Here is a 26,777-nt window from a genome sequence, read left to right as displayed (position 1 = left end):
CCGGCCGTATTTCTCTGTTTCTCTTTTTCCTTACTGACTACGGGAGTTGCAACATGTCCACCTCGCCGAATCTTCCTGCCGTCACGGTGCTCGGACTCGGCCCGATGGGCCGCGCGCTCGCCGGCGCGTTCCTGAAGGCGGGCCTGCGGACCACGGTCTGGAACCGTACGCCCGGCAAGGACCGGGAGCTGACCGAACAGGGCGCCTACGCTGCCGGGTCGGCCGAAGAAGCCGTGTCCGCGGCGGAGTTGGTCGTCGTCTGCGTGGTGAACTACGCCGCCTCCGACGCGATCCTGCGCCGTGACGAGGTCACCCGCGCGCTGAAGGGCCGTACCGTCGTGAACCTCACCGCCGACACCCCGAAGTGCGCCCGGGGCACCGCCGACTGGGCGGCGGCCCACGGCATCGGCTACCTGGACGGCGCCATCATGACCCCGGCCCCCAGCATCGGCACCCCCGAGGCCGTCTTCCTGCACAGCGGTCCGCGCGACCTCTACGAGAAGCACCGGGCGGTGCTGGAGGCGCTGGGCGGGGCGCACACCCACCTGGGGGAGGACGCCGGGCGGGCCGCCACTTTCGACATCGCGCTGCTCGACATCTTCTGGACCGCGATGGCGGGCTACGCGCACGCCGTGGCGATCGCCCGGGCCGAGGGCGTCACCGCCCGCGAACTGGCGCCCTTCGCCCAGGGCATCGGCGCGATCCTGCCACCGCTCTTCGAGACGTTCGCGGAGGACGCCGACAGCGGCAGCTACTCCGGGGAGATCAACCCCATCACCTCGGCGGTCTCCACCATGGCCCATGTCGTCGAGGTCTCGGAGACGCACGGCATCGACGCGGGCGTGATGCGTGCCGTGGAGGGCATGGCCCGCCGGGTCATCGGCCTCGGTCACGGCACGGACGGGTTCATCCGGGTCGCCGAGGTGATCGGCCGCCACTGAGGCGACGGGGGGCACCCGCTCCCGCACGCACCGTGACCAGCCGGCTTCTGGCGAACCCGCGACTTGTGCAGGCGACGGGCACAATGGAACGCTTCGGTCCGCCGGTCGCGACCACGGCCGGCAGTGGCTGTGAGCACCGGTTTCGCCAAGGGCGCACCCTCGCCCGGGACCGGTCGTGGGACGAGCGGGGGAGTGGACCGATGGAACTGGAGCTGCGGCATCTGCGGGTGCTGTGCGCGATCGCCGACGCGGGCAGTGTGGGCCGTGCCGCCACGCAGCTCGGGTACTCGCAGCCCGCCGTGAGCACCCAGCTCCGGCGCATCGAGCGCCATCTGGGCGAGCCGCTCTTCGAACGCGGCACGAGCGGGGTGCGGCCGACCCCCTACGGCGCCGAGGTCGTCGCGCAGGCCAGGGACGTCCTGGCCCGCGCCGACGCCATCGGGCACCGGCCGGCCGCACCCCGAGCCCGCCGGATCCTGCGGGTGGCCGCGACCAACTCGCCCATACTCTCCGGCACGGTGTCCCGCGTCCGCACCCGGCTGCCGGAACTGTCCCTCGCGGTGAACAGCGTCTACGCCTCCTCGCGGATCGTGGAGCTGCTGGAGGAGGGCACGGTGGACGCGGCCATCGCCGCCGACTACCCGGGCATGGAGCTGCGGCACACGACCGCCGTGAAACACCGGGGGATCGTCACCGAGCCGACCTTCGTGGCCCTGCCCTCCCGGCACCGGCTGCGCCAGTCCGCCCAGGTGCAGCTGGCGGACCTGGCCGAGGACGCGTGGTTCGTGACCCCGGACGACGGTGCCGGCTGGCCGGGGGTGTTCTACGACGCCTGCGCCGCGGCCGGGTTCACGCCGGTCACGGTCCACGAGTTCCTCGGCGACCAGACCCAGCTGCAGAGCATGATCGCCGACGGTTTCGGGGTGTCCCTCGTGCAGCCGACGCTGCGCCCGATCCCGCACATCGTGGTCAAACCGCTCGTCGGCTCCCCGCTGTGGTGCCGGTACGTGCTGGCCTGGCGGCCCGACACCGTCACCGACGACGTGGTGGAGTCCCTCTTCCAGTCGGCCACCGCCGCCTACCGCGACCTCGTCGCACAGGCACCGCACCTGCGGAACTGGGCCTCGCGCACCTGGAACGTGGCAGGGGCGTAGGAGACACCAACGTACAGAGAACACCACGGTGTTATGGGCATTCGGTGTCATGTGCTATGTCACACGGCATTGTTGGGCCGGTCGTGCGCTGGGACAGTTCCTCACACGCCTCAACACCCCACAGAGGCGCATCCCTTCGTGGAGGAATCCAGATGCGCTATCGCTTCGCGCTGCCCAGACGCGTGGCCGGTGCCGCCGCCGTCTGCGTCACCGTCGCCGGCCTGCTGTCGACGCCCGCGCTGGCAGCACCCCAGGCTCACGCCGGCCCGGAGGCCGCCACGCCCCGCAGCCACACCTCCGTGCCGTCGCCCACCGGTGCGACCACGGCCGTCACCGAGCACCCCGCGGCCCAGGCCCGCAGGCTCAACCCGGCCGAACTCCCGCCCCGGGTGCCCCTGTCGAGCACCAGGAGCACGGTGGCGCGGCACGGGGCGGGGGCTGCCTCCTGCACCCCGGCCGACTTCGGCAGCCGTACCGGCTCCGCCCTCGTCTACTTCGTGAAGTCCTCGACCACGGACTGCGTCAACACCCTCTTCTCGGTCACCGGCCAGGACGCGCACGACATCTTCCGGCAGTCGCAGATGGTGTCCGTCGCGAACGCGTACACGCGCACCGCCGGGCGGTACCAGGGCGACAACTCCGGCAGCCTGCTGCAACTCGTGCTGTTCCTGCGGGCCGGCTACTACGTGCAGTTCAACCACCCCGGCGACGTGGGCTCGTACACCTCGCGCCTGACCACCGCCGTCACGGGCGGCCTGGACACCTTCTTCGCCCGCTCCCACTCCGCGGACGTGACGGCCGCGAACGGTGACGTCCTCGGCGAGACCGTCATCCTCACCGACAGCGCCGACCAGCAGGGCCGCTATCTCTCCGTCTACCGGCGACTGCTCGGTGGCTACAACAGCTCCTACGACACCGTCGACAGCATGGTCCGGGCCGTCAACGACGTCTACACGCCGCTGTGGCGCGGCAACTGGAACCCGGCGTACGTGCAGGCGGTCGCGGCCGACCCGAGCATCATCGGCACCCTGCACGACTTCGCGCTCGCCCACACCGACCAGCTCGGCACCAACCTGGCCTTCCTGGACTCCAACGCCGGGCAGAACCTGGCCCGTTACGTCGAGCACCCGGAACTGCGGGACACCGTCCGGCCGTTGACCAAGGAGGTGCTGGACCGGACGGCGATGACCGGACCCACGGCCGGACTGTGGGTCGCCGTGGCCACGCAGGCGAGCTACTACGACAGCGCCGACTGCGCGTACTACGACGTCTGCGACCTGCCCGGCAAGCTCACCAAGGCCGTTCTGCCGATCACCCATCCCTGCGACGCGAACATCAGCATCCACGCCCAGGCCCTCACCGCCGCCGACCTCGACGCCGCCTGCGCCAGCGTGCTGCACCAGGACGCCTACTTCCGCTCCCTGGTGAAGGCCGACGGCGCGATACCCGGCCAGTACGTCTCGACCCTCCAGCTCGTCGTCTACGCCAGCCGCGCCGACTACCAGACCTACGCGGGCGCGATGTACGGCATCAGCACCGACAACGGCGGCATGACCCTGGACGGAAACCCCTCGGACCCGGCCAACCAGCCGATGTCGATCATGTACCAGAAGAACTACGACGATGGATTCACGGCCCGGATCTGGAACCTGAACCACGAGTACACGCACTTCCTCGACGGCCGTGACGACATGAAGGGCGATTTCGGCCAGCAGATCTCGGTGCCGGACATCTGGTGGATCGAGGGCGTCGCCGAGTACGTCTCCTACGGCTACCGGGGCCTCGCCGACGACCAGGCGATCCAGGAGGCCGGCAAGCACACGTACCGGCTGAGCACCCTGTTCCAGAGCACGTACGACAACAGCGACGTGGTCCGCACCTACCCGTGGGGCTACCTGGCCGTGCGTTACATGGCCGAGCGGCACCCCGACGACCTCCAGCGCATGCTGGCCCGCTTCCGCGCCGGTGACTACGCCGGCGGGTACGCCGTCTACAACGACGGCATCGGCACCCGCTACGACGCCGACTTCGACCAGTGGCTCACGGCGTGTGCCGCGGGCGCCTGCGCCACGCCCGTGAAGAAGGCCTGACCGCACGCGTCCCGGCAGCACGACGGCCGCCGACCGGAACCCCGGTCGGCGGCCGTACGCCTACAGCGACACCCGTCAGACGGCGGTCGCCGGGTAGGTCGGGTACTCGACGCCCGAGACGTACTGGACGACGCGGACGACCTGGCAGGAGTAGCCGAACTCGTTGTCGTACCAGAGGTAGAGGATCGCGTTGTCGCCGTCGACCTTGAGCGCGCCGGCGTCCACGATCGAGGCGTGGCGCGAGCCGATGAAGTCGCTGGAGACCGCGTCGGGCGCCGTGGTGAAGTCGATCTGGCGCTTGAGCGGCGAGGTCAGCGACACCTCACGCAGGTAGTCGTGGACCTCCTCGCGGGTGGCCTCGCGGGCCAGCTGCAGGTTGAGGATCGCGATCGAGACGTCCGGCACGGGGACGCGGATCGAGCTGCCGCTGATCGGCGCCTTGAGGTCGGGCAGCGCCTTGGCGACGGCGGAGGCGGCACCGGTCTCGGTGATGACCATGTTGAGCGGCGCGGAGCGGCCACGGCGCTCGGACTTGTGGTAGTTGTCCAGCAGGTTCTGGTCGTTGGTGAACGAGTGGACGGTCTCCACGTGGCCGCGCAGCACGCCGTATTCGTCGTCCATCGCCTTCAGCGGCGGGACGATCGCGTTGGTGGTGCAGGAGGCGCAGGACAGGATCTGCTCGTCCGGCTTGATCGTGTCGTGGTTGACGCCGTGCACGATGTTCGGGACGTCGCCCTTGCCCGGCGCGGTCAGGACGACCTTCTCGATGCCGGGGCGCAGGTGCTTGGACAGGCCCTCGCGGTCGCGCCACTTGCCGGTGTTGTCGATGAGGATGGCGTCCCGGATGCCGTACTCGGTGTAGTCCACGGACGTCGGGTCGTCGGCGTAGATCACCTTGATCGCGTTGCCGTTGGCGACGATCGTGCTGGTGTCCTCGTCCACGGTGATGGTGCCGTTGAACTGGCCGTGGATGGAGTCGCGGCGCAGCAGCGAGGCGCGCTTGACGAGATCCTCGTCGGCCCGACCGCCGCCACCGCGGACGACGATGGCGCGCAGGCGCAGTCCGTTGCCGGAGCCGGCCTTCTCGATCAGCAGGCGGGCGACGAGCCGGCCGATGCGGCCGAAGCCGTAGAGGACGACATCGCGCGGCTCGCGGCGGTCGATCTTGTTCGCCCCGGTGGCACCCGCGACGGCCTCGGCGGTGAACTCCGCCACGCTCAGGCCGCGGTCGTCGGCCTGGTACGTCGTGGCCAGCATGCCGAGGTCGATCTGGGAGGGCCCGAGGTCGAGCGCGGTCAGCGCCTGAAGGAAAGGCATGGTCTCGGTGACCGACAGCTCCTCGCCGGCGATCTGCCGGGCGAACCGGTGCGTCTTCAGGATGCTGACCACCGACTTGTTCACCAAGGAGCGGCTGTGCAGCAGGACGGTCACGTCCCGCTCGCGGTGCAGCTTCCCGATGAGCGGGATCATCGACTCCGCGATCTCCTCGCGGGTCTTCCAGTTGGTGAACGAGTCGTCGTTGACAGTCACAGATCTATCTTTCGAGCTAGGCAGCGCTCATATGGTAACCACACCCTACGGCGACCCTTCATGGGGCTCCTCACAGGGGTGCCGGGCGTGGTGATTGGTCCGCATTTGGCGCCGGGTTCGATACCCGGTTCGGAACCTCGTTCGGCCCCCGGTTCGGCGTCCGATTCGCGCCCTTTATTCGAGCAATTCCTGAATCAGGGTGGAAGAGTGTAAGAAACCCGGGTCGCCGATTGCGTGCCCGTACGCGTTGTGATCAAGGTCGTGGGGTGAGCACGTCCTCTGTACCCAGGCCCGAGCGGGCCGCACCCACCGGATCCCTCGACCGTCCGACCCTGTCCCTGGCCGCCCGGCACCGCATCCCGCCCGGCGCCCTGCCGGCCCTCGCCCTGTTCGCGGCCGTCCGGCTCACGGGGCTCCTCGCCGTCGTCATCACCAACCACCTCGCCGGACACCCGCTGGTCAAGAGCCTCGCCCACTCCTGGGACTCCCGCTGGTACCTGCACATCGCGACCCACGGCTACGGCCACCTCATCCTGATCACCCCGAAGGGCGCCGTCCAGACCGACTGGGCGTTCTTTCCGCTCTACCCGGGGCTCATCCGCGCCCTGACCCTGCTGCTGCCGCTCACCCCCGGACAGGCCGCGATGCTCATCGCCTGGGCCGCGGCAGGTGTGGCGGCCTACGGCATCTACGCCATCGGCCACCTGCTGTACGGGCGGGGCGTCGCCACCGCGCTGGTCGCCCTGTGGGCCGTCCAGCCGCACGCCATCGAGCTGACCATCGCCTACACCGAGTCACTGTTCGCCGCGCTCGCCGTCTGGTCCCTGTACTGCGTACTCAAGGGCCGCTGGCTGTGGGCGGGCGCGCTGGGCGCGCTGGCGGGCCTCGCCCGGCCGACCGGCTTCGCCGTCGCGGTCGCCGTGGGCGTCGCCGCCGCGCACGAGGCGCTGCGCATGCGCGGCCGGGTCCCGGTGGCCCTGTGGATCGGGGCCCTGCTCGCCCCGCTGGGCTGGCTCGGCTATGTGCTGTGGGTCGGGCACCGCACCGGCGACCTGGTCGGCGGCTATTTCAAGGTTCAGGGCGCCTGGGACTCGCGCTTCGACTTCGGCGCCGGTTCCCTGCGCTTCCTGCGGGCGCTGCTCCTGCACGGCGGCGGCTTCGTCTATCCCGCGGCCCTGGCGATCGTCGCGGCCGGCGTCCTGCTGTTCGTGCTGCTCTGCCTGGACCGCGCCCCGCTGGTCCTGGTCGTCTTCGCCGGAGTCCTGATCCTGCTCGTGGTCGGCGGCTCCGGTTCCTTCTCGTCCAAGCCGCGCTTCCTGCTGCCGGACTTCCCGCTGCTGATCCCGCCCGCGCGCGCCCTGACCCACACCTTCCGGGCACGGCCGGCCCAGGTCCTCATCGTCGGAGCCGCGCTGACCGTCGTCTCCCTGCTGTTCGGGGCCTATGTGACGGTGGTGGCCCACTCCCCGCTGTGAGCCGGGCGCTCGTTTCCGGTGGCGTACGCCTTGCGGGTGACGGCCGGGTACATCGGCCCTCCGGCCGCCCCTGGGGCAGGATCGTCCTATAACGGTAAAATCTAGGCGTTTGCCTGGAAATCCAGGCGGTCGCCCGCAACGGCGACCGCCCCGCCGGAAGTGATCGATGCCCCGCAAGCGCTCCACCGACCAAGGCGACGAGCTGCTGGCCAGACTCGGGTCGCTCACCGCCCAGGCACGCGAGCGCGCGGAGCTGCAGCGCACCCAGGTCGAGCTGGCCATCGCCCTGCAGCGCGGCATGCTGCCCCGGGACCTGCCTGCCGTCCCCGGCCTGCACCTGGCCGTCCGCTACGCGCCCGCCTGCTACGGCCTCAACGTGGGCGGCGACTGGTACGACGCCTTCCCCATGCCCGACGGCCGCATCGGGCTGACCATCGGCGACGTCCAGGGCCACAACATCGAGGCCGCCGCCTTCATGGGCCAGGTCCGGGCCGGACTGCGCGCGCTCGCCTCCGTCGCCAGCGAGCCGGGGGAACTCCTCGGCCGCACCAACGACCTGCTGCTCTCCTTGGGCAGCGAGCTCTTCGCCACCTGCACCTTCATGCGGATCGACCCCGCCACGGGCCATCTGGAGAGCGCGCGGGCCGGGCACATCCCCTTCGTCTGGGCCACGGCCGACGGCAAGTCCGGCGTCGTCGACGACGAAGGCGGACCGCCGCTCGGCATCCAGCACGGCGTGCAGTACCCGGTCACCCGGCACCGGCTCACCACCGGCGGAATGTTCGTGTTGCTCACCGACGGCGTGGTGGAGGGGCCCTCGCTGAGCATCGAGGAGGGGCTCGACCACGTGGTGCGGCTCGCGGGCATCGCCGCCGTCGCCGGCCTGGAGCCGCAGTCACTGGCCGCCGCAGTGATCAAGGGTGCGGAGAGAGTGGGCCACGAGGACGACGCCGCCGTGCTCGTCGTGGGCCTCGACGAGCCCGGCGTTCAGCCGTAGGGCCGGACGGGACGCCGCTCGCCTCGCCGCCGTCCGGCCTTCGGTGTCGAATTGCTGCTGTGGTGGGTATCCAGGAACTGCGCCGGCCGGGCGGCTACGCCGTCCAGGTACTGGCCGTCGCGGCCTGCTACTACGGGGCCGGCCGGCTCGGGCTGCTGCGCCGCCTCACCGTCGAGGGCGCGGTCGTCACCCCCATCTGGCCGCCGACCGGCGTCGCCGTCGCCGCCCTGCTGATCCTCGGGCTGCGCTGCTGGCCCGGCATCACGCTCGGCGCGTTCCTCGTCGTCTGGTCCATCAACACCCCCCACGTCGATGTGATCGGCATTCTCGTCGGCAACACCGTCGCGCCGCTGTGCGCTGTACTGCTGCTGCGCCGCGCCCACTTCCGCACCGACCTCAGCCGGCTGCGGGACGGCCTCGCCCTGGTGTTCCTCGGCGCGCTGGCCGCGACGACGATCAGCTCGACCGCCGGCGTCGGACTGCTCCTCGCCGCCGACAAGCTGCCCGCGCGCAGCTTCTGGCCGATCTGGCTGGCCTGGTGGGTGGGCGACGCGATGGGCGTCCTGATCGTCACCCCGTTCCTGCTCCTGCTGCACCGGGCCCGCTGGCCCCCACCGTGGCGCCGCTGGAAGGAGGCGACCGCGCTGGCCGTGGTCGCCTGCTTCCTCGTACCGCTGGCCGTCTACAGCTCGCTCAGCCTGCTCTTCCTCGTGTACCCGCTGATCATCTGGGCCGCCCTGCGCTTCGAACTGGTGGGCAGCACGCTCTGCGCGCTGGTGGCGTCGGTGCTGGCCACCGTCGCCGCGACGGACGGCGCCGGGGCCTTCGCGGAGCTGACCCGGATCGAGATCATGGCGAAACTCCAGGCCTTCAACGGCGCCATGGCCCTGACCGCGCTGCTGCTGTCCGCCGTGATCACCGAACAGCGCAACACCCGGCGCTCGGTGGAACAGGCCTGCCAGGAACTGGTCGAGGTGCTGGAACACCTGACCACGGGCGACGCCCCGCCGCAGCTCAAGCAGCACCGGGACACCGGCGACCGGCCCCGGCCCGCCGGGCCGGGCGGACCCGTCCCGGACTAGCCGGCGTACGCCCGCCGTTACGCCGAAACGGCGCGCCCCCCTGCCCGTGGTGGGTCAGGGGGGCGCGCTCGGGGCTGCTGCTCAGGCGCAGAGGGAGCTGTCCTCGGCATCACCGGGATCGGGCTGGCACGTGTGACACAGCGCGTGTTCCCCGTCGCGGGTGACGACGGTTCCCCAGCCGAGGCAGTGGTCGCAGTTGCGCGCGAGCGTCAGGTCCGGGTGGGGAGGCTGAAGAGGACTGCGGTGGGCTCCGTGTGCCATACGGTGAGTGGCTCCTTGGAATCGCAGGACGTCGCGGGTCGTCGCGGGGACATCACAGGTGGACAACGCTGTCCAGATGTCATTGATTATGTCCCGCTTTGTTCCGTTTGTCAGTGGCGACTGTCACCGAGTGCCACTCGGTGCCGCTTCCCGGCGGTCTCAGCCGAGATTGCCCAGCCGTGCGTCCCGCCACAGGTCGACGCCGCCGTCGGTGGCGTGCTTGTCGATCTCGGCCAGCTCCTCGTCGCTGAAGTCGAGGTTCTCCAGCGCCGCGACGTTCTGCTCCAGCTGCTCGACGCGGGAGGCGCCGATCACCAGCGAGGTGACCCGCTGGTCGCGCAGCGCCCAGGCCAGCGCCAGCTGGGCCAGGGTCTGCCCGCGCCGGGCCGCGATGTCGTTCAGGGCGCGCAGCCGGTGCAGCATGTCCTCCGTCAGCAACGAGGCGTCGAGCGACGTCCCCTGCGCGGCCCGCGAGTCCTGGGGCACGCCGTCGAGGTAGCGGCCGGTGAGCAGCCCCTGGGCGAGCGCGGTGAAGCCGATGACACCGAAGCCCTCCTCCTGGGCCGCGTCCAGCAGGCCGTCGGTCTCGATCCAGCGGTTGAGCATGCTGTACGACGGCTGGTGGATCAGCATGGGGGTGCCCAGGTCGCGGAGGATGGCGGCGGCCTGCCGGGTGCGCTCGGTGTCGTAGGAGGAGATGCCCACGTACAGCGCCTTGCCCTGGCGGACGGCGGTGTCGAGCGCGCCCATCGTCTCCTCCAGGGGCGTGCTCGTGTCCAGCCGGTGCGAGTAGAAGATGTCCACGTAGTCCACGCCCATGCGGCGCAGCGACTGGTCCAGCGACGCGAGCACGTACTTCCGGGAGCCGCCGCCCTGCCCGTAGGGGCCCGGCCACATGTCCCAGCCGGCCTTGGTGGAGATCACCAGCTCGTCCCGGTACGGCGCGAGGTCCTGCTTCAGCAGCCGCCCGAAGTTGATCTCCGCCGAGCCGTACGGCGGACCGTAGTTGTTTGCCAGGTCGTGGTGGGTGATCCCGAGGTCGAAGGCGCGCAGGGCGATCTCGCGCTGGGTCTCGAACGGCCGGTCGTCGCCGAAGTTGTGCCAGTAGCCCAGGGACAGGACGGGGAGGTCCAGTCCCGAGCGGCCGGTGCGCCGGTAGCGCATGGTGCCGTTGTAGCGTTCGGGGTCCGCGACGTGGGTCATCGGGTCTTCTCCGGGTGGTGCTGTAGGGGTGCCCGTCGTGTGCGACGGGGCGTCTCCACCCTGCGCCTCCATGATTCGTAAGTCCAACCGATGCCCTTCATGGCATTCAGTGCCGTGGCTTCTGAATCGCCGAGGGCGGGGTCGCGCGAAGCGGTGCTGTGTAATCGTACGAAGTTCCAGCGGGACGGGTTACCGGTGCCTCCCGTGTTTGATAGGAAACTTTCCTATCGAAGCTGGTTGCGAACCAACTCCCCACCCCCCACCCCGACTTGGAGTCCCCGTGGTGCACGCAGACCATGAAACAGCAGGCCGCGAAACGGCAGCGCCCGCCCACGTCTCCCGCAGGGCCGTCGTCGCCGTGTTCGGCGCCGTCGCCTCCGGCGCCCTGCTCGGCGTCCAGCGCGTCGCCGCGGCGCCCTCGGCCGCGCCGGGCCTGGACGACCCGGCGAAGAAGGAGATCGCCATGCAGCTCGTGTCGAGCGCGGAGAACTCGTCGCTCGACTGGAAGGCCCAGTACAAGTACATCGAGGACATCGGCGACGGCCGCGGCTACACCGCCGGCATCATCGGGTTCTGCTCCGGCACCGGCGACATGCTCGACCTCGTCCAGCTCTACACCGACCGCAAACCCGGCAACGTCCTCGCCAAGTACCTGCCCGCCCTGCGCAGGGTCAACGGCACGGACTCCCACAGGGGCCTCGACCCGGACTTCCCCCGGGACTGGCGCAGGGCAGCCCAGGACACCGCGTTCCAGCGGGCCCAGAACGACGAGCGCGACCGCGTCTACTTCAACCCCGCGGTCGCCCAGGGCAAGACGGACGGCCTGCGCGCCCTCGGCCAGTTCTGCTACTACGACGCCATCGTCATGCACGGCGACGGCGACGACCCCACCAGCTTCCGCAACATCCGCAAGCGGGCGCTGCGCAGCGCCAAGCCGCCGGCCCAGGGCGGCAAGGAGACGACGTACCTCAACGCCTTCCTCGACGCCCGGGTGTGGGCCATGAAGCAGGAGGAGGCCCACAGCGACACCAGCCGCGTCGACACCGAACAGCGGGTCTTCCTGCGCAAGGGCAACCTCGACCTGAGGACGCCGCTGGACTGGAAGGTGTACGGGGACAGTTACCACATCGGCTGAGCCGCGCGGCGCGGGCCAGCGCGGGCCAGGAAGCCTGCGGAAGGCCGTCGGGCGCGGTACCCGGGACACCGGCGCGCAGCCCGGCGGCCAGGAGGCCGGCGTTGAGCCGGCAGCGGGCGAACCACACGAGGAACAGCACGACCGCCGCCGTCGTGCCTGGTGGGGCGCACTCGCACGCAGGGCACCCGACGAGGAAGGATGGGCGCCGAGTGTTTCGCCCACACCGATGCGAAGGAACGGACTCATGCCGCACGAGCGAGCCGGCCGGCCGGCCGGTCCCGGGGACCTTGTCGACGTGGCGCGGCTGGTCACGGCGTACTACGCGCTGCACCCCGACCCGGCGGACCCGGCGCAGCGGGTGGCGTTCGGCACGTCGGGGCACCGGGGCTCGTCCCTGGCGAGCGCCTTCAACGAGGACCACATCGCCGCCACCAGCCAGGCCATCTGCGAGTACCGCGCCGCCCAGGGCACTGACGGCCCCCTCTTCCTGGGCGCCGACACGCACGCCCTCTCCGAACCGGCGAAGGTCACCGCGCTGGAGGTGTTCGCCGCCAACGAAGTGACCGTGCTCATCGACACCGAGGACGGCTACACGCCCACCCCCGCGGTCTCGCACGCCATCCTCACGCACAACCGGGGCCGCGCCTCCGGCCTCGCGGACGGGGTGGTCGTCACGCCCTCGCACAACCCGCCCGCGGACGGCGGCTTCAAGTACAACCCGCCCAGCGGCGGACCCGCGGCCTCCGACGCGACCTCCTGGATCCAGGACCGGGCCAACCAGATCATCGCGGGCGGCCTGAAGGACGTACGCCGGGTGCCCTACGCCCGCGCGCTCGCCGCGGACACGACCCAGCGGTACGACTTCCTCGGCAGCTACGTCGGCGATCTGCCGAGCGTGCTCGATCTCGATGCCGTCCGCGCGGCCGGGATCCGGATCGGCGCCGACCCGCTCGGCGGCGCGTCCGTCGCCTACTGGGGGCGCATCGCCGAACAGCACGGCATCGACCTGACGGTGGTCAACCCGTACACCGACCCCACCTGGCGGTTCATGACGCTGGACTGGGACGGCCAGATCCGCATGGACTGTTCGTCGCCGTACGCCATGGCCTCCCTCATCGAGCAGCGCGACAGATTCCGCATCGCCACCGGCAACGACGCCGACGCCGACCGGCACGGCATCGTCACCCCGGACGCGGGCCTGATGAACCCCAACCACTACCTCGCGGTCGCCATCTCCTACCTCTACCGGCACCGCGAGCAGTGGCCCGCCGACGCGAGCATCGGCAAGACGCTCGTCTCCTCCACGATGATCGACCGGGTCGCCGCCGACCTGAACCGCCAACTCGTCGAAGTACCGGTCGGGTTCAAGTGGTTCGTGGACGGACTGGTCAGCGGCGCCCTCGGGTTCGGCGGCGAGGAGTCGGCCGGCGCCTCCTTCCTGCGCCGGGACGGCTCGGTGTGGACCACGGACAAGGACGGCATCATCCTCGCCCTGCTCGCCTCCGAGATCACCGCCGTCACCGACCGGACCCCGTCCCAGCACTACGCCGAGCTGGCCGGCCGCTTCGGCGAGCCCGCGTACGCCCGGATCGACGCCCCCGCCACCCGCGAGCAGAAGGCGCTGTTGGCCAAGCTGTCCCCGGCGCAGGTCACGGCCGACACGCTGGCCGGGGAAGCCGTCACGGCCGTGCTCACCGAGGCGCCCGGCAACGGTGCCGCGATCGGTGGCATCAAGGTCACCACGGCCAACGCCTGGTTCGCCGCCCGGCCTTCGGGCACCGAAGACGTCTACAAGGTGTACGCCGAGTCGTTCCTCGGCGCCGACCACCTCGTCCGGGTCCAGGAGGAGGCCAAGGGCGTCGTCCTCGGCGCGCTCGGCGGCTGACGCACGGTACGGCGGCCTCCGCGACGTCTGCGCGGAGGCCGCCGTAGCCGTACGGCTCAGTCCCGTCCGCGGCCCTCGTCCAGCCGGTCCAGCACGGCCCGCGCCATGGCCTCCTCGCCCCGGGCGTTGGGGTGCGCGGGGGCCGCGGGTGCGGCCGGCCGCAGCGGCTCGATCCAGCGGTCGGCGGGCGCCTTGCACATGTCGTGGCCGACCGTGGGCCCGTAGGTGTCGACGTACTCGGCCCGGTTCCAGGCGGCGACCAGCCGCAGCATCAGGTTCAGCCGCTTCTCGGTGTCCCGCAGATAGGGGAAGTCCCCCTGCGCGAACGGCACCGCCGGGAAGCAGCCGACGCCGTCGTCGGGCAGCAGGTCCGGGTAGCCGACCACGAGGATGCGGGCGTGCGGCGCCCTGGCGTGCACCGCGCGCAGCACCCGGTCGACCTTCGGGGCGGTCTTGGCGATCGTGAGCGACAACTGGTCGTAACCGGAGGCGTTGTAGGACCGTTCGCAGGGGTTGCCGGCCGGGTCCTGGACGGACAGGCGGGCGCAGGTGCCGATGATCGAGCCGAAGCCGACGTCGTTGCCGCCGATCTGGACGGTCACCAGGTCCGTGTTCCGGTCCAGCGCGTCGAGCTGGGGCTTGTTGGTGCCCTGCGCCTGCCACATGTCGTCGGTCGTGGCCCCACTGCAGCTCACGTCCGCGAACGCCGTCACCTGCCGCTGCGCCGCCACGAGGGAGGGGTAATTGTGGTCGGAGCGCGCACAGTTGGCGTCCACCTGCCCGGGGATGGCCGGGCCCGCGGTGTAGGAGTCGCCGAGGGCGGCGTAGGTGCGGTCGTGCCCGGGGCCGGGGTGCGCGACGGCCGGCGTCGTGACACCGGCGACCAGCGCGCAGCCGCCCAGCGCGGCCCCGAGTACGGCGGCCCGTCGCGGCCGTCCCGAACCGCTCTCCGAACGTGTCTCGTTCACCAAGAATCCTCCCCCTCAGGCCGGGACATCAACTGGGTCTGTATACCGCCCGGTAGGTCTCGCCGACCAGAAGCGGGAACCCATGAGTTGATCCCGCTGTACGTGCACGCGGCCGGTGCCCGGCGGCTCGGCGCCGCAACCGTCGTCCTCGACCGGGGCGTTCACCCGGCTCCCGACACGTTCGAAGGCCTTGGGTCGCGGTGTCTCACCGTCGGCCCAAGGCCTTCTGCTGATTCCGTTCCGTCTACTCGTCCGGTTCGGCGGCCTCGCGCTCGCGCATGCGTCGCTGGGTCCACTCGCGCATGCTCTCGCCGTCGGATGGTTCATCCGTGCGGGGCTGCCGTGGCTCCGACGCCCCCGCCTTCATCCTCTCGATCTGCTGATGCAGCTTGGCCGCGCGAGCCCTTCTCGCCTTTTCGTCTGCTTCGCCCATGGCAGTCCTCCCGTTCCGGGGATGGCGCACTACTCATTCTCCTCCTCGCCGCCCTCCCAGGAAGCCTCGACGATCTTGCCTGCCTTCAGGGCCTCGATCTGGTCCCGCCAGCCCTGCGCCCGCGAGGCAGTGGTCTGCTTGATCTGCGCGGTCAGTGTCCGGGCGTCGGCGAACTTGAGGGACTGCGGTCCGGCCTGGGCGATGCGGCGAGCCGTCTCCGTTTTGGCATCGATGGCGGACCGGATACTGCCGCTTCGGTTCGTCATGCGGCCCAGGTTGCGGAACACGGGCTTGGACGTGCCGAACCAGACCTGCTGCCACCAGAGATTGGTCGTGCGGTCGAGCCAGGTGATGTACCCGCCCTCGCGGATCGAGCGGGGCTCCTTGATGTTGCCCCCGAAGCTGTACCGGACACCGTCGGCCGTCACCGGATCGTAGAAGTGCGGCGTGATGAAGTCCGAGACGAGGAATCCGTTCACGGTGTAGCCGAACTGCGGGTCCTCCGGAGGATCGGCCACCTCGACCAGGAATTCGACTACTCCCTGGTCCTGCTTGGGGGAGTGGCCTGCCATCAGCCTGTTGCCGGCCGGGTCGGCCAGCATTTCGAGAACCTCGTGACTCGCCGTGAGCGACCAGCTGTCGCTGTACTGGACGAGGGCGAACGGTTGTCCGTGCTCATCGAGGTGGATTCCGTCGACACCGGCCGGCTCATTGATGTCGTCGGCCACGATGACCGGCCAGTACCCGACGGGGACGTCCTCCAGCCGGTCGAACGCGTCCACGGTCGCGGAGACGTTCCAGAGTGGGCCGAAGTCCCGGGTGACCTGCTTCTGCAGCGCGGCCGTCACACGACTGAGCTGCGCGTCGGTTATCTGGTTCGTTTCGGATACAAGACCGACCTGGGCCAGCAACATCGAACTCGCCTCTTTCCTTTCCGTGCCGGCGCGGTGGTCCGCTCGTACAGGACAGCGGTCCGCAAGCCGGAGACAGGCAATTCCTGCTCGCCGAAGACGCCGAGCAAGTAAGACCGTATGTTCGATCTGCTGGCTACGCCCGCCTATTCACCTTTATGAGTGATATGTTCATCACTCAACGTGAGCGATACTGCCGCTCGTGCGGGCGGATGACCGGCGTCGGCGATGTGAAAAAGTGCAAGGGTCAACGTCCGACGCAACGGGGGAGTAGCTCCGGCATGGCCCTGATCCATCACACCACCCTCCAGCCGACCAAGGTCGAACTGCTCGCCGAATGGCTGCCCACCCGCCCCTGGTACCGGGGCGGACCGGCGCCGGTGCTGGACAAGACCGGCGGCTTCCGGCTGGACGACCCGGAGGGCGAGGTCGGGATGGAGTTCATGGTGGCCACCGACACGACCGACCCGGAGCGGACGGCCTACCTGGTGCCGCTCACCTACCGCGGCGCGCCGCTGGAGGGGGCCGAGCGTGCCCTCGTCGGCGCGATGGAGCACGGTGTGCTGGGCAAGCGCTGGGCCTACGACGGCTGCCACGACCCGGTCCTGGTCGCCGAGTTGCTGTCCTTGATCGAGGGCCGGGCCGAGGCGCAGGCCCAGAGCCTCAGTGACACGCCCGACCGGGAGGTCACCCGCTCCCATACCGGCACCCCCTTCTCCCTGGCCGGCTTCTCCCCCGAGCCCGTCGACGACTCGGAGGGCACACGCCTGCCCCTGCCCGGGGGTGCGACCCTCCAGGTGCACCGGGTCCTGCGTCCCGTCCCCGAGAACGCGCCGCTGCCGCCGCAGGGGGCTGCCGGACACGTGACGGGCGGCTGGCCCGGGCCCGACGGCGGCCGTCTGCGGGCGATGTTCATCGTGATCCACAACGACTGATCCACAACGACAGATCCACAACGACTGATCCACAACGACAGATCCGCTACGGCTGATCCGTCACGCGCAGGGCCGGTGCATCAGGAGCACCGGCCCTCACTTCCCCTTATCTTCTGGCATGCCCTGGTCAAATCTGTCACTCTTTCGGCAGCCGTGTCCCCGACCCCATCAGGGCGCGGCGCACCTCACGTACAGCGATCGCGCGACCCCGTCCGAGGCCGCCCCGGCGCACCCCGCCGGCCGGCGGCCGTCGAGCAGGCCGGAACCCCGGCCTCCGTAAAGGAGCAGCGTTGAGATCGATCCCCCACAAGGCCCTCGGTGCCGGTGCCCTCACCGTCGCCGCGCTGGCCGCCCTCTCTCTCCCCGGCACCCCCGCCGCCGCCCAGCCCGCGACGGCACCCGTGGCCGCCGCCTGCACTCCGGCTCAGGTGGTCACCAACGGCGGCTTCGAGAGCGGCACTTCGCCCTGGACGCAGTCCTCGTCCACCGTGATCACCAGCCGGACCGGACAGACCGCCCACGGCGGCAGCTCCTACGCCTGGCTGGACGGCGTGGGCAGCACCCACACGGACACCCTGACGCAGAGCGTCACGATCCCGAGCGGATGCAGCACCGCCACCCTCACCTACTGGATGCACATCGACACCGACGAGACGACCTCGTCCGTCGCCTACGACAAACTGACGGCGAAGATCGGCACGACGACCCTCGCGACGTACTCGAACCTCAATGCGAACACCGGGTACGTCAAGAAGTCGGTCGACGTGTCGGCGTTCGCCGGCCAGACCGTCAACCTGTCCTTCACGGGAACCGAGGACTACAGCCTCCAGACGAGCTTCGTGCTGGACGACATCGCCCTCGACACCTCCGGCGGCACCACTCCGCCGCCCTCGGACTCCGTCCGCACCCCGGCCAGCCCGTCGTACACCGTCAACCTGAGCAGCGACAGCAGCGGGACCAGTTGGAACGGGCACGAGAGCGTGTCCTTCACCAACGCCTCATCCACCGCGCTCAGCGAGGTGTACCTGCGGCTGTGGGACAACTACCACGGCACCTGCGCGGCGATGCCGATCACGGTCACGAACGTCACCGGCGGGAGTGCCGGCGCCCTCTCCGTGGACTGCACCGCCCTCAAGATCGACCTGTCGACGCCCCTCGCCCAGGGCCAGAGCGCCACGATCGGCTTCGACCTCGGCATCACCGTGCCCAGCGGCGCCGACCGGTTCGGGCACGACGGTTCCTTCAGCTTCATCGGCAACGCCCTGCCCGTCCTCGCGGTCCGCGACGGCTCGGGCTGGCACCTGGACCCGTACACCAACAACGGCGAGTCGTTCTACTCCCTGGCCGCCGACTTCAAGGTGACCCTGGACCACCCCAGCAGCCTGCTGGTCCCGGCCACCGGCACCTCCACGGACACCCCCGGCTCCAGCGGCCGTACGATCACGACCGCGACCGCCGCCAAGGTCCGTGACTTCGCCTGGGCCGCCGGGCCCTTCACCAAGATCTCCGGCACCTCGACCGCCGGCGTCGCGGTGAACGTGTACTCCGTCTCGGGCATCAGCTCCAGCAGCGCCCAGTCCATGCTCAGCACGGCCAAGTCCGCCGTGGACGCCCACGCGGCCCGGTTCGGCGCCTACCCGTACGGCGAACTGGACGCGGTGATCGACAACAACTTCTGGTTCGGCGGCATGGAGTACCCCGGCTTCGTCCTCGACCTGGTCAGCACCACCGCGCTCACCCACGAGATCGGCCACCAGTGGTGGTACGGCATCGTCGGTGACGACGAGTACAACAGCCCCTGGCTGGACGAGGCGTTCACCGACTACGCGACCGACCTCGCGCTCGGCAAGACCGGCACCAACTGCTGGAGCAGCGTGTCCTGGGCCTCCAGCGCGGAGAAGATCACCAACTCGATGGCCTACTGGGACGCGAACTCCTCCCGCTACTCCACCGTGGTCTACGGCTACGGCAAGTGTGCCCTGCACGACCTGCGGCGGCTCATCGGTGACACCGCCATGACCAAGCTGATGAAGGACTACGCGACCGCCCACTGGTACGGCGTGTCGACCACGGCCGAGTTCAAGGCGGCGGCCCAGGCCGCCACCACGACCGACCTGACGTCCTTCTGGACCCAGCACCGCATCGACGGCTGACCCGGCCCCCGGCCGGGCTCGCCCATTCGGGTCAAACCTGGCCGGACAGGGCTACGTTGGGCGGTACCCGGAGTGCGGTACCGCCCGACTGCGGGTCACATGGATGATGTGCGAAGCGACATATCCCGAAGCGACATATTCCGAAGCGACCGATCCCGTACCGGCCGGTCCCCGTCTCACCGCCTCGGCCGCTCACGCCTGTCCGTCACCGGCGTCCTGACCGGCCTCCTCCTCGCCCTGTCCACCCCGGCGGCCCTGTCCGCGCCGGACCCGTCCGACCCGGACACACCCGTGCGGGGCAATGCCTACATGGGCATGGGCGTCCTCCCCCACGACGGACGCGATGCCGCCGCCGACGCCACCGCCGCCGACACCACCACGGGCGACATCACCACGGGCGACGCCACCACGGGCGACGCCGCTGTCGTCGACGGCGTCACTGCCGGCGAAGGCGCCACGGACAACGGCAGTGCCGACGCCCTCACCCTCGACACCCGGGCCGGCCAGACCGAGGGCGTGGACGTCTCCAGCCACCAGCGCGAGGTGGCCTGGCAAACGCTGTGGAACGCCGGTACCAGATGGGCGTACACGAAGGCGACGGAGGGGACGTCGTACACGAACCCCTACTTCACCCAGCAGTACGACGGCTCGTACGTCATGGGCATCATCCGCGGCGCCTATCACTTCGCGACCCCGGACAGCAGCGGCGGCGCCGCGCAGGCCGACTACTTCGTGGACCACGGCGGCGGCTGGTCCAAGGACGCCAAGACCCTGCCCGGCGCGCTCGACATGGAGTGGAACCCGTACGGCGACGACTGCTACGGCAAGTCCGAGACCTCGATGGTCAGTTGGATGCGTGACTTCCTGAACCGCTACAAGGCGCGTACCGGCCGCGACGCGGTCATCTACACGGCCACCAGCTGGTGGACCCAGTGCACCGGCGACTACGCGGGCTTCGGTGCGACCAACCCGCTGTGGATCGCCCGCTACGCCTCGACGCCGGGGACGCTGCCCTCGGGCTGGTCGTCGTACGCGATGTGGCAGTACACCTCCACCGGGCCGACGGTCGGCGACCACGACCGGTTCAACGGCTCCGCGAGCGGGCTGCGGGACCTCGCCACCGGCTGAGGCCCACCCCCAGTCCGACCAGCCAGAAGGAGGGCCCGGCAGCCCGGTCTGCGTCCGGTGCTGCGTCTTCTTCCCTATGAGCCCCGAAACGCCGGCGGCAGTCTGCTGCAAAACACGGCTTGGAGGCTCACAGTGACAGCAGGCCCGGCCCCCGAAGGGGCACCGAACGACGGCGACACCCGTACGGCATCCTTCGCGCAGCGCCGGCTGTGGTTCCTGGACCAGCTCGCCGGCACCTCCACCGGGTCGATGCTTCCACTGGTCCTGCGGTTGCGCGGGAGCCTCGACGCGGACCGGCTCGAACAGTCCCTGACCGGGATCGCGGCGCGGCACGAGGTGCTGCGCACCCGGTTCACCGCCGTCGACGGCGAGCCGGTGCCGGTCGTGGACACCCCCACGGGCGTCCCCCTGGAGCGGATCGCGGTGGACGGCCCGGACGACCTGTACGCCCGGTGCCTGGGGCGTCCCGTGGACCTGTCCGCGCAGGCCCCGATCCGGGCCACGCTCGCCCAAGTCGCCCCCGACGACCACCTGTTGCTGATCGAGGTGCACCACATCGCCGTGGACGGCTGGTCCTGGGGCGTCCTGCTGGACGAACTTGCCGCCGGATACCGCGGCGAGCCGGTCGCCCCGCCCGCCGTGCGGTACTCCGACCTCGCCCGCGCCCAGGCCGAACGGCTCTCCGGGGCCCGCCTGGAGCGCCTGCTCGGCCACTGGCGCGAGCGCCTCGCCGGTCTGACCCCGCTCGACCTGCCCACCGACCGGCCGCGCCCCCGCGTCTGGGACGGCTCCGGCGACGTCGTCCGCTTCGACCTGCCCGCCGACCTGGTGGCCGGCGTCGACGCCCTCGCCCGCACCGGGCGCGCCACCCGCTACATGCTGCTGCTCGCCGCCTACCAGGCCCTCCTCGGCCACTGGTCGGGCCGCACGGACGTCGCCGTGTGCAGCACCCTTGCGGACCGCGGCGCGCGGGGCGCCGACCGCCTGATCGGCCCGCTCGTCAACACGATCGTCCTGCGCACCGACCTGTCCGGCCGGCCGGGCTTCGCCACCCTGCTGGACCGGGTGCGGGGCGGGGTGCTCGCCGACCTGTCGCACGCCGAGGCTCCCTTCGACCAGGTGGTCGGCGCGGTCGGCGGCGACCGGGACCTGTCCCGGCACCCGCTCGCGCAGGCATCCTTCACCCTGCTCAACACCCCGATCCGCGCGGTACGGATGCCCGGACTCGACGTGCGGCTCGTCGAGCCGCCGCTGACCGAAACCCCGCTCGACGTCTTCCTCGACCTCACCCTGCGCACCGACGGCAGCATCGCCGCCGTCCTGCAGTACGCCACCGCCCTCTTCGACGCCGCCACCATGCAGGCGTTCGCCCGCGCCTACGTGGCCCTGCTGCGGGCCGCCCTCGCCGACCCCGGCACGCCGGTGCAGGACCTGGCCCGCACCCTGCCCAGCGGTCCCGGCGCGCCCGCCCGCCCCCGCCCCGAGTGGCACCACGCCCCCGACCGGGCCACCGCTCCGGTGCCCCCGGTCGCCTTCTCCGGCGCCCCCGAAGCGACCGCGCTGATCTGCGGCGACGACAGCGTCACCTACGCGGAGCTGAACGCCCTCACCGGCGGACTCGCCGCCGCGCTCACGGCGGCCGGGGTCAGGGCCGGCAGCCCGGTGGGCGTGCTGCTGCGGCGCGGCCTGTGGTCGGCGGCGGCGATCGAGGGCGTCTGGCGGGCCGGCGGGGCGTACGTTCCGCTGGACCCCGAACTTCCCGCCGAGCGGCTGAAGTTCATGGCCGAGGAAGCGCAACCGGCCTGTGTCGTCGTGGATCCGGCGACGGTCGCGACCGCCGGCGGACTCGCACCGGTCATCGTCGACGTCACCACCGTCACCCCGGACGCGAACGGGCCGCGGCACCAGCCGCACCCGCGCGAGCTGGCCCACGTCATCTTCACCTCCGGCTCCACCGGCCGGCCCAAGGCGGTCGGCGTCGAACACGCGGCCCTCGCCTCCCACGCGGCAGCCGCCCGGCAGCGCCTCGGCATCACCGCCGCCGACCGGGTGCTCGCCTTCGCCTCCTTCTCCTTCGATGCCTCCCTCGACCAGGTGCTGCCCGCCCTCACCTCGGGCGCCACCGTCGTCATGCGTCCCGACGAGCCCTGGCTGCCCACCCAGGTGCCCGAGATCGTCCAGCGGCACGCCCTGACCGTCGTCAACGTGCCCCCGACGTACTGGGCGGAGCTGACACTCTCCCTCGACCGGCGCCTCGCCGCCGCCCTCGCCCCGCTGCGCCTGCTGGTGCTGGGCGGCGAGGCCGTCCCGGCCGACACCCTCGCCGCCTGGCGGGCCACCGTGCCCTGGGCGCGGGTGTGCAACGCGTACGGGCCCACCGAGACCACGGTCACCGCCACCACCTACGAGGCCGACGACCCGCCCGCCGACACCGTGCCCATCGGCCGCCCCCTGGGCGGGCGGCGGGTGTACGTCGTCGACGCCGACGACGAACCCGTGCCGGTCGGCGTCTCGGGCGAACTCCTCATCGGCGGCACGGAAGTGGCCCGCGGCTATCTGAACCGGCCCGCCCTGACCGCCGAGCGTTTCGTGCCCGACCCGTACGGGCCGCCCGGCAGCCGCCTGTACCGCACCGGCGACCTCGTCCGCTGGCAGCCCACCGGGGACCTGGAGTTCCTGGGCCGCCGCGACGACCAGGTCAAGATCCGCGGCTTCCGCATCGAACTCGGCGAGGTGGAGACGGTGCTGCGCGCCTGCCCGCGGGTCGCCGCTGCCGCCGCCCGCCCCGACCGCGCCACCGGGCGCAGCCTCATCGGTTACGTCGTACCGGCCGCCGCCGAGGACGCTGCTGCTCCGAGCACCGTGGACCGGGCCGAACTGCGCGCCTGGTGTGCCCGGTACCTGCCGCACTACGCCGTACCCACCGAGTTCGTCGTCCTGGACGCCCTCCCGGTCGGCGTCTCCGGCAAACTCGACCGCTCCGCCCTGCCCGACCCGGCCCACTCCCGTTCCGCCGCCGACCCCGGCTACGTCGCGCCGCGCGACGAGACCGAGCGGATCGTCGCCGAGGTGTGGGCGGACGTCCTCGGACTGGACCGGATCGGCATCGACGACAGCTTCTTCGACCTCGGCGGGCACTCCCTGCTCGCCACCATGGCGGTCTCCCGGATCGCCCAGCGCCTGGGCCGCGAGATCGAACTGCGCACCGTCTTCGAGAACCCCACCGTCCGTGGCTTCGCCCCGCGCGTGGCCGCCGCCCGCGCCTCCGGCGCCACCGAGGTGGTGCCCGTCGACCGGACCCGGCCGCTGCCGCTGTCCTTCGCCCAGGAACGCCTGTGGTTCCTCGACCGCACCTCCGACCGCGGCGACTCCTACCTGCTCTGGTACTGCTGGCGGGTGCGCGGCGGCCTCGACCGCGCCGCCTGGCAGCAGGCCCTGGACGACCTCGTCGAACGGCACGAGGTGCTGCGCACCGCGCTGATCGAGTCCGACGGCCGCCCGGTGCAGGAGGTCTGCGACCCGGTCCGGGTGCCGTTGCACTGGGAGCCGGCGCCCGAGGCCCCGGACGAGGCCGCCCGCCTGGACGCCGTACGGCGGCGGGCCGGTGCCCTGGCCACGCGCCGCTTCGACCTCGCCCGCCCGCCCCTGCTGCGGGCCGGCGTGTGGGAGCTGGCCGACGACGACCACGTGGCCGTCCTCGCCCTGCACCACGCCGTCACCGACGGCTGGTCCAAGGGCGTCCTGCTGGACGAGCTCGCCGAGCACTACGCGGCCCGGAGGGCCGGCCGGCGTGCGGGGCTGCCACCGCTTGCTGTGCAGTACGGCGACTTCGCCGTCTGGCAGCGCGACCGCGCCGACAGCGGCGCACTGGAGCCGCAACTCGCCTACTGGGAGCGCACCCTGGACGCGGCCCCCGCCCTCGAACTGCCCACGGACCGGCCCCGGCCGGCGGCCTTCACCGGGCGGGGCGGCGCGATCGAGGTCGAGCTGCCCGCCGGGCTCGTAGAGCGCGTGGACGCCTACGCGCGCTCACACGGCGCGACCCGCTTCATGGTGCTGCTGGCCGCCGCCCAGGCCGTCCTCGCCCGCTGGTCCGGGCAGGCCGACGTGTCCGTGGGCACCCCCGTCGCCGGGCGCGGCCGGCTCGAACTGGAGCCGCTGGTCGGCTTCTTCGTCAACACGGTGGTGCTGCGCAGCGACCTGTCCGGACGGCCCACCTTCGCCGGGCTCGTGGACCGGGTACGGGATGTCGTCCTGGGCGCCTTCGACCACCAAGAAGTGCCCTTCGAAAGGGTCGTCGAGCGGTTGCGTCCCGAACGGGACCTGTCCCGGAACCCGTTGTTCCAGGTCATGGTGGACGTGCAGGACGCCTCCACCGGAGGTTCCGGACTGCCGGGGCTGGACGCCACCGCCTTCGCCCTTCCGTGGGAGTCGGCGAAGTTCGACCTGACCGCCACCTTCCTGGTGCGAGCCGGCCGTTTCGCCCTCAACGTCGAGTACGCCGCCGACCTGTTCGACCCGGCGACCGCGACCCGGTTCGCCCAGCACGTCGGGCGGGTGCTGCGCGCCTTTCTCGACGATCCCGGCAGCCGCGTGGACGAGGCCCCGCTGCTCGACGCGCGGGAGCGGGAGCGCCTGGTGGCGGGCGCCGGACGGAACGCGGCACCGGCGCCCCGGTTCCGGGTGGCGGGGGAACCGGAGGCCCCGGCCGTGGTGTGCGAGGGGACGACTCTGGACTACCGGAAACTGGGCGCCCGCACCGGCGGGTTGGCGACTGCCCTCGCCGACGCGGGAGTGCGGTCGGGCGACGCCGTAGGGGTCTGCGTCGGCCGGGGCGTGTGGTCGGTGGCGGCGATGCTCGCCGTCTGGCGGGCGGGCGGCGTCTACGTCCCGCTCGATGCCCAGCTCCCCGCCGAGCGACTGCGGTACATGCTGGACGAGGCGGGCGTACGGCACGTGGTCACCGACGCGCGCACCCGGGAGAAGGTCACCGGGCTCGGCGCCGTCGCGATCGACGTCGAGCAGGCCCCGCCTCCGGCACCCGACGCACCCCGGCACGTGCCCGACCCCCGCGACCTCGCCTACGTCATCTTCACCTCCGGCTCCACCGGACGCCCCAAGGCCGTCGGCGTCGAGCACCACGCCCTCGACGCCCATGTGGCCGCGGCCCGCCAGGAGTTCGCGCTGACCTCCCGCGACCGCGTGCTCACTTTCGCCTCCACCTCGTTCGACGCCTCCATGGAACAGATCCTGCCCGCGCTGAGCGCAGGCGCGACGGTGATCGTGCGCCCGGACGAGATCTGGTCGCCGGAGGAACTCGCCGCCCGGGTTGCGGCCGAGCGGGTCACCGTCATGGAACTCACCCCGTCCTACTGGGCCGAGGTCGTGGCTCGCCTGGACACGCTCGCGCCCCAACTCGCTTCCCTGCGACTGCTGGTGACCGGGGGAGAGGCACTGCCCGCCGACCCGCTCCAGCGCTGGTTCGCGCGGCTGCCCGGGGTACCCGTGGTCAACACCTACGGCCCCACCGAGGCAGTCATCTCCGCCACCGCGCACCCGGTCGGCGAGGCCCCGTGCGGCCGGGTACCCATCGGGCGTGCACTGGGCAGCCGGCGGGCCTACGTCGTCGACACCCTGGGCGGCCTCGCCCCCGAGGGCGTTCCTGGTGAACTCCTGGTCCGTGGGCCCGAGTTGGCGCGCGGCTATCTGGGCAGGCCGGCCCTGACGGCGGAGCGGTTCGTGCCCGACCCGTTCGGCTCCCCGGGCGGCCGGCTCTACCGGACCGGTGACGTCGTACGCCGACTGCCCTCCGGCGAGCTGGAGTTCCTCGGCCGCAACGACGACCAGGTGAAGATCCGCGGGTTCCGCGTGGAACCGGGAGAGGCCGAGGCGGTGCTGCGCGCCCATCCCGGCGTCCGGGCCGCCGCCGTCGTGGTCCGTACCCCGCACGGCGAAACCGCCCTCGTCGGCTATGCCGCCGGCAGCGGCCTGTCCGCGGAGTCCCTGGAGACCCACTGCCGGGCCCGGCTGCCTCACTACCTCGTCCCGTCGGCCTTCGTGATCCTCGACGTCCTGCCGCTGACCGTGCAGGGCAAGCTGGACATCGCCGCCCTGCCCGAACCGGCGACGCCCGCACCGCGCGCCTTCGTGGCGCCGCGCACCCCGGCCGAGACGGTCGTCGCGCAGATCTGGTGCGAGGTGCTCGACCTGCCGCGGGTCGGCGTCCACGACGACTTCTTCGCCCTCGGCGGGCACTCCCTGCGCGCGGTGTCCGTCACCTCCCGCCTGCGCACCGCCTTCGACTGCCCGCTCCAGGTCCGGGACCTGTTCGAGCACCCCACCGTCGAACGGCTCGCCGCCGAGGTGGAGCGCCGGCTGCTGGAGCTGATCTCGCAGATGAGCGACGACGAGATCGACCTCTCGCTGACGGTCGACTTCTGAACGCAGCCGCCCCGCCCCTTCCCACAGCTTCCCTTTCCAAGAGTGAGATCGGAGT

At 71.4% G+C, this 26,777-nt stretch carries 18 protein-coding genes; 12 read left to right on the top strand and 6 right to left on the bottom strand.

The window, feature by feature from the left end:
* Positions 1-53 precede the first annotated feature (53 nt).
* From ACWD35_RS22970 to ACWD35_RS22960, 3 genes are all read left to right on the top strand, one after another.
* The gene (locus ACWD35_RS22970; protein WP_451353146.1) at positions 54-941 is read left to right on the top strand and encodes an NAD(P)-dependent oxidoreductase; all 888 of its coding nucleotides are present in this window, start codon (positions 54-56) and stop codon (positions 939-941) included.
* Between the two features lie 200 nt (positions 942-1,141).
* Positions 1,142-2,095 (top strand): LysR family transcriptional regulator, encoded by a 954-nt coding sequence (locus ACWD35_RS22965; RefSeq protein ID WP_451353145.1) that lies wholly within the window; start codon positions 1,142-1,144, stop codon positions 2,093-2,095.
* Between the two features lie 152 nt (positions 2,096-2,247).
* Positions 2,248-4,185 carry a collagenase gene (locus ACWD35_RS22960; RefSeq protein ID WP_451353144.1) on the top strand — a complete coding sequence of 646 codons (1,938 nt, stop codon included), beginning with the start codon at positions 2,248-2,250 and terminating at the stop codon, positions 4,183-4,185.
* 75 nt (positions 4,186-4,260) lie between these two features.
* Here ACWD35_RS22960 and ACWD35_RS22955 read toward each other — a convergent pair whose 3' ends face one another.
* Entirely contained in the window at positions 4,261-5,715 is a 1,455-nt protein-coding gene (locus tag ACWD35_RS22955; RefSeq protein WP_451353143.1) for a glyceraldehyde-3-phosphate dehydrogenase, read from the bottom strand.
* A gap of 266 nt (positions 5,716-5,981) precedes the next feature.
* Here ACWD35_RS22955 and ACWD35_RS22950 point away from each other — a divergent pair, with 266 nt between their 5' ends.
* The 3 genes from ACWD35_RS22950 to ACWD35_RS22940 all read left to right on the top strand — a co-directional run bounded on the left by ACWD35_RS22950 (position 5,982) and on the right by ACWD35_RS22940 (position 9,269).
* Positions 5,982-7,190, top strand: a complete 1,209-nt coding sequence (locus ACWD35_RS22950) for a hypothetical protein (protein ID WP_451353142.1) — start codon at positions 5,982-5,984, stop codon at positions 7,188-7,190.
* Positions 7,191-7,356: 166 nt separating this feature from the next.
* On the top strand, positions 7,357-8,187 hold the full coding sequence (locus tag ACWD35_RS22945) for a PP2C family protein-serine/threonine phosphatase (protein WP_451353141.1): 831 nt from the start codon (positions 7,357-7,359) through the stop codon (positions 8,185-8,187).
* A 59-nt stretch (positions 8,188-8,246) separates the two neighbouring features.
* The gene (locus ACWD35_RS22940; protein WP_451353140.1) at positions 8,247-9,269 is read left to right on the top strand and encodes an MASE1 domain-containing protein; all 1,023 of its coding nucleotides are present in this window, start codon (positions 8,247-8,249) and stop codon (positions 9,267-9,269) included.
* A gap of 81 nt (positions 9,270-9,350) precedes the next feature.
* On the opposite strand, the gene ACWD35_RS22935 is transcribed toward ACWD35_RS22940, so the two are convergent.
* Positions 9,351-9,530 carry a hypothetical protein gene (locus tag ACWD35_RS22935; protein ID WP_451353139.1) on the bottom strand — a complete coding sequence of 60 codons (180 nt, stop codon included), beginning with the start codon at positions 9,528-9,530 and terminating at the stop codon, positions 9,351-9,353.
* Positions 9,531-9,689: 159 nt separating this feature from the next.
* The gene (gene mgrA, locus ACWD35_RS22930) at positions 9,690-10,733 is read right to left on the bottom strand and encodes an L-glyceraldehyde 3-phosphate reductase (protein WP_451353138.1); all 1,044 of its coding nucleotides are present in this window, start codon (positions 10,731-10,733) and stop codon (positions 9,690-9,692) included.
* A 280-nt stretch (positions 10,734-11,013) separates the two neighbouring features.
* On the opposite strand from mgrA, the gene ACWD35_RS22925 reads away from it, so the two are divergent.
* Together ACWD35_RS22925 and pgm are read left to right on the top strand one after the other, a co-directional pair.
* Positions 11,014-11,868 carry a chitosanase gene (locus ACWD35_RS22925; RefSeq protein ID WP_451353137.1) on the top strand — a complete coding sequence of 285 codons (855 nt, stop codon included), beginning with the start codon at positions 11,014-11,016 and terminating at the stop codon, positions 11,866-11,868.
* A 244-nt stretch (positions 11,869-12,112) separates the two neighbouring features.
* Positions 12,113-13,753 carry a phosphoglucomutase (alpha-D-glucose-1,6-bisphosphate-dependent) gene (pgm, locus tag ACWD35_RS22920; protein ID WP_451353136.1) on the top strand — a complete coding sequence of 547 codons (1,641 nt, stop codon included), beginning with the start codon at positions 12,113-12,115 and terminating at the stop codon, positions 13,751-13,753.
* 56 nt (positions 13,754-13,809) lie between these two features.
* Here the strand turns inward: pgm and ACWD35_RS22915 are convergent, their stop codons facing one another.
* From ACWD35_RS22915 to ACWD35_RS22905, 3 genes are all read right to left on the bottom strand, one after another.
* A complete protein-coding gene (locus ACWD35_RS22915) occupies positions 13,810-14,721 on the bottom strand; it encodes an SGNH/GDSL hydrolase family protein (RefSeq protein WP_451353135.1) in 912 nt (303 codons plus the stop codon).
* A 244-nt stretch (positions 14,722-14,965) separates the two neighbouring features.
* Entirely contained in the window at positions 14,966-15,154 is a 189-nt protein-coding gene (locus tag ACWD35_RS22910) for a hypothetical protein (protein WP_451353134.1), read from the bottom strand.
* 29 nt (positions 15,155-15,183) lie between these two features.
* The gene (locus ACWD35_RS22905) at positions 15,184-16,002 is read right to left on the bottom strand and encodes a hypothetical protein (RefSeq protein WP_451353133.1); all 819 of its coding nucleotides are present in this window, start codon (positions 16,000-16,002) and stop codon (positions 15,184-15,186) included.
* 344 nt (positions 16,003-16,346) lie between these two features.
* Between ACWD35_RS22905 and ACWD35_RS22900 the strand changes: the two genes are divergently transcribed.
* The 4 genes from ACWD35_RS22900 to ACWD35_RS22885 all read left to right on the top strand — a co-directional run bounded on the left by ACWD35_RS22900 (position 16,347) and on the right by ACWD35_RS22885 (position 26,722).
* Positions 16,347-17,000, top strand: a complete 654-nt coding sequence (locus ACWD35_RS22900; protein WP_451353132.1) for a maltokinase N-terminal cap-like domain-containing protein — start codon at positions 16,347-16,349, stop codon at positions 16,998-17,000.
* Positions 17,001-17,290: 290 nt separating this feature from the next.
* A complete protein-coding gene (locus tag ACWD35_RS22895; RefSeq protein ID WP_451353131.1) occupies positions 17,291-19,153 on the top strand; it encodes a M1 family aminopeptidase in 1,863 nt (620 codons plus the stop codon).
* A 99-nt stretch (positions 19,154-19,252) separates the two neighbouring features.
* Positions 19,253-20,281, top strand: coding sequence for a lysozyme (locus ACWD35_RS22890; protein ID WP_451353130.1), 1,029 nt, complete (start codon positions 19,253-19,255; stop codon positions 20,279-20,281).
* A 132-nt stretch (positions 20,282-20,413) separates the two neighbouring features.
* Positions 20,414-26,722 (top strand): amino acid adenylation domain-containing protein, encoded by a 6,309-nt coding sequence (locus ACWD35_RS22885; RefSeq protein ID WP_451353129.1) that lies wholly within the window; start codon positions 20,414-20,416, stop codon positions 26,720-26,722.
* The last annotated feature ends 55 nt before the right edge of the window (positions 26,723-26,777 follow it).

Source organism: Streptomyces sp. NPDC002671 (assembly GCF_053592475.1).
This window is presented reverse-complemented; position numbering and strand designations above follow the sequence as displayed.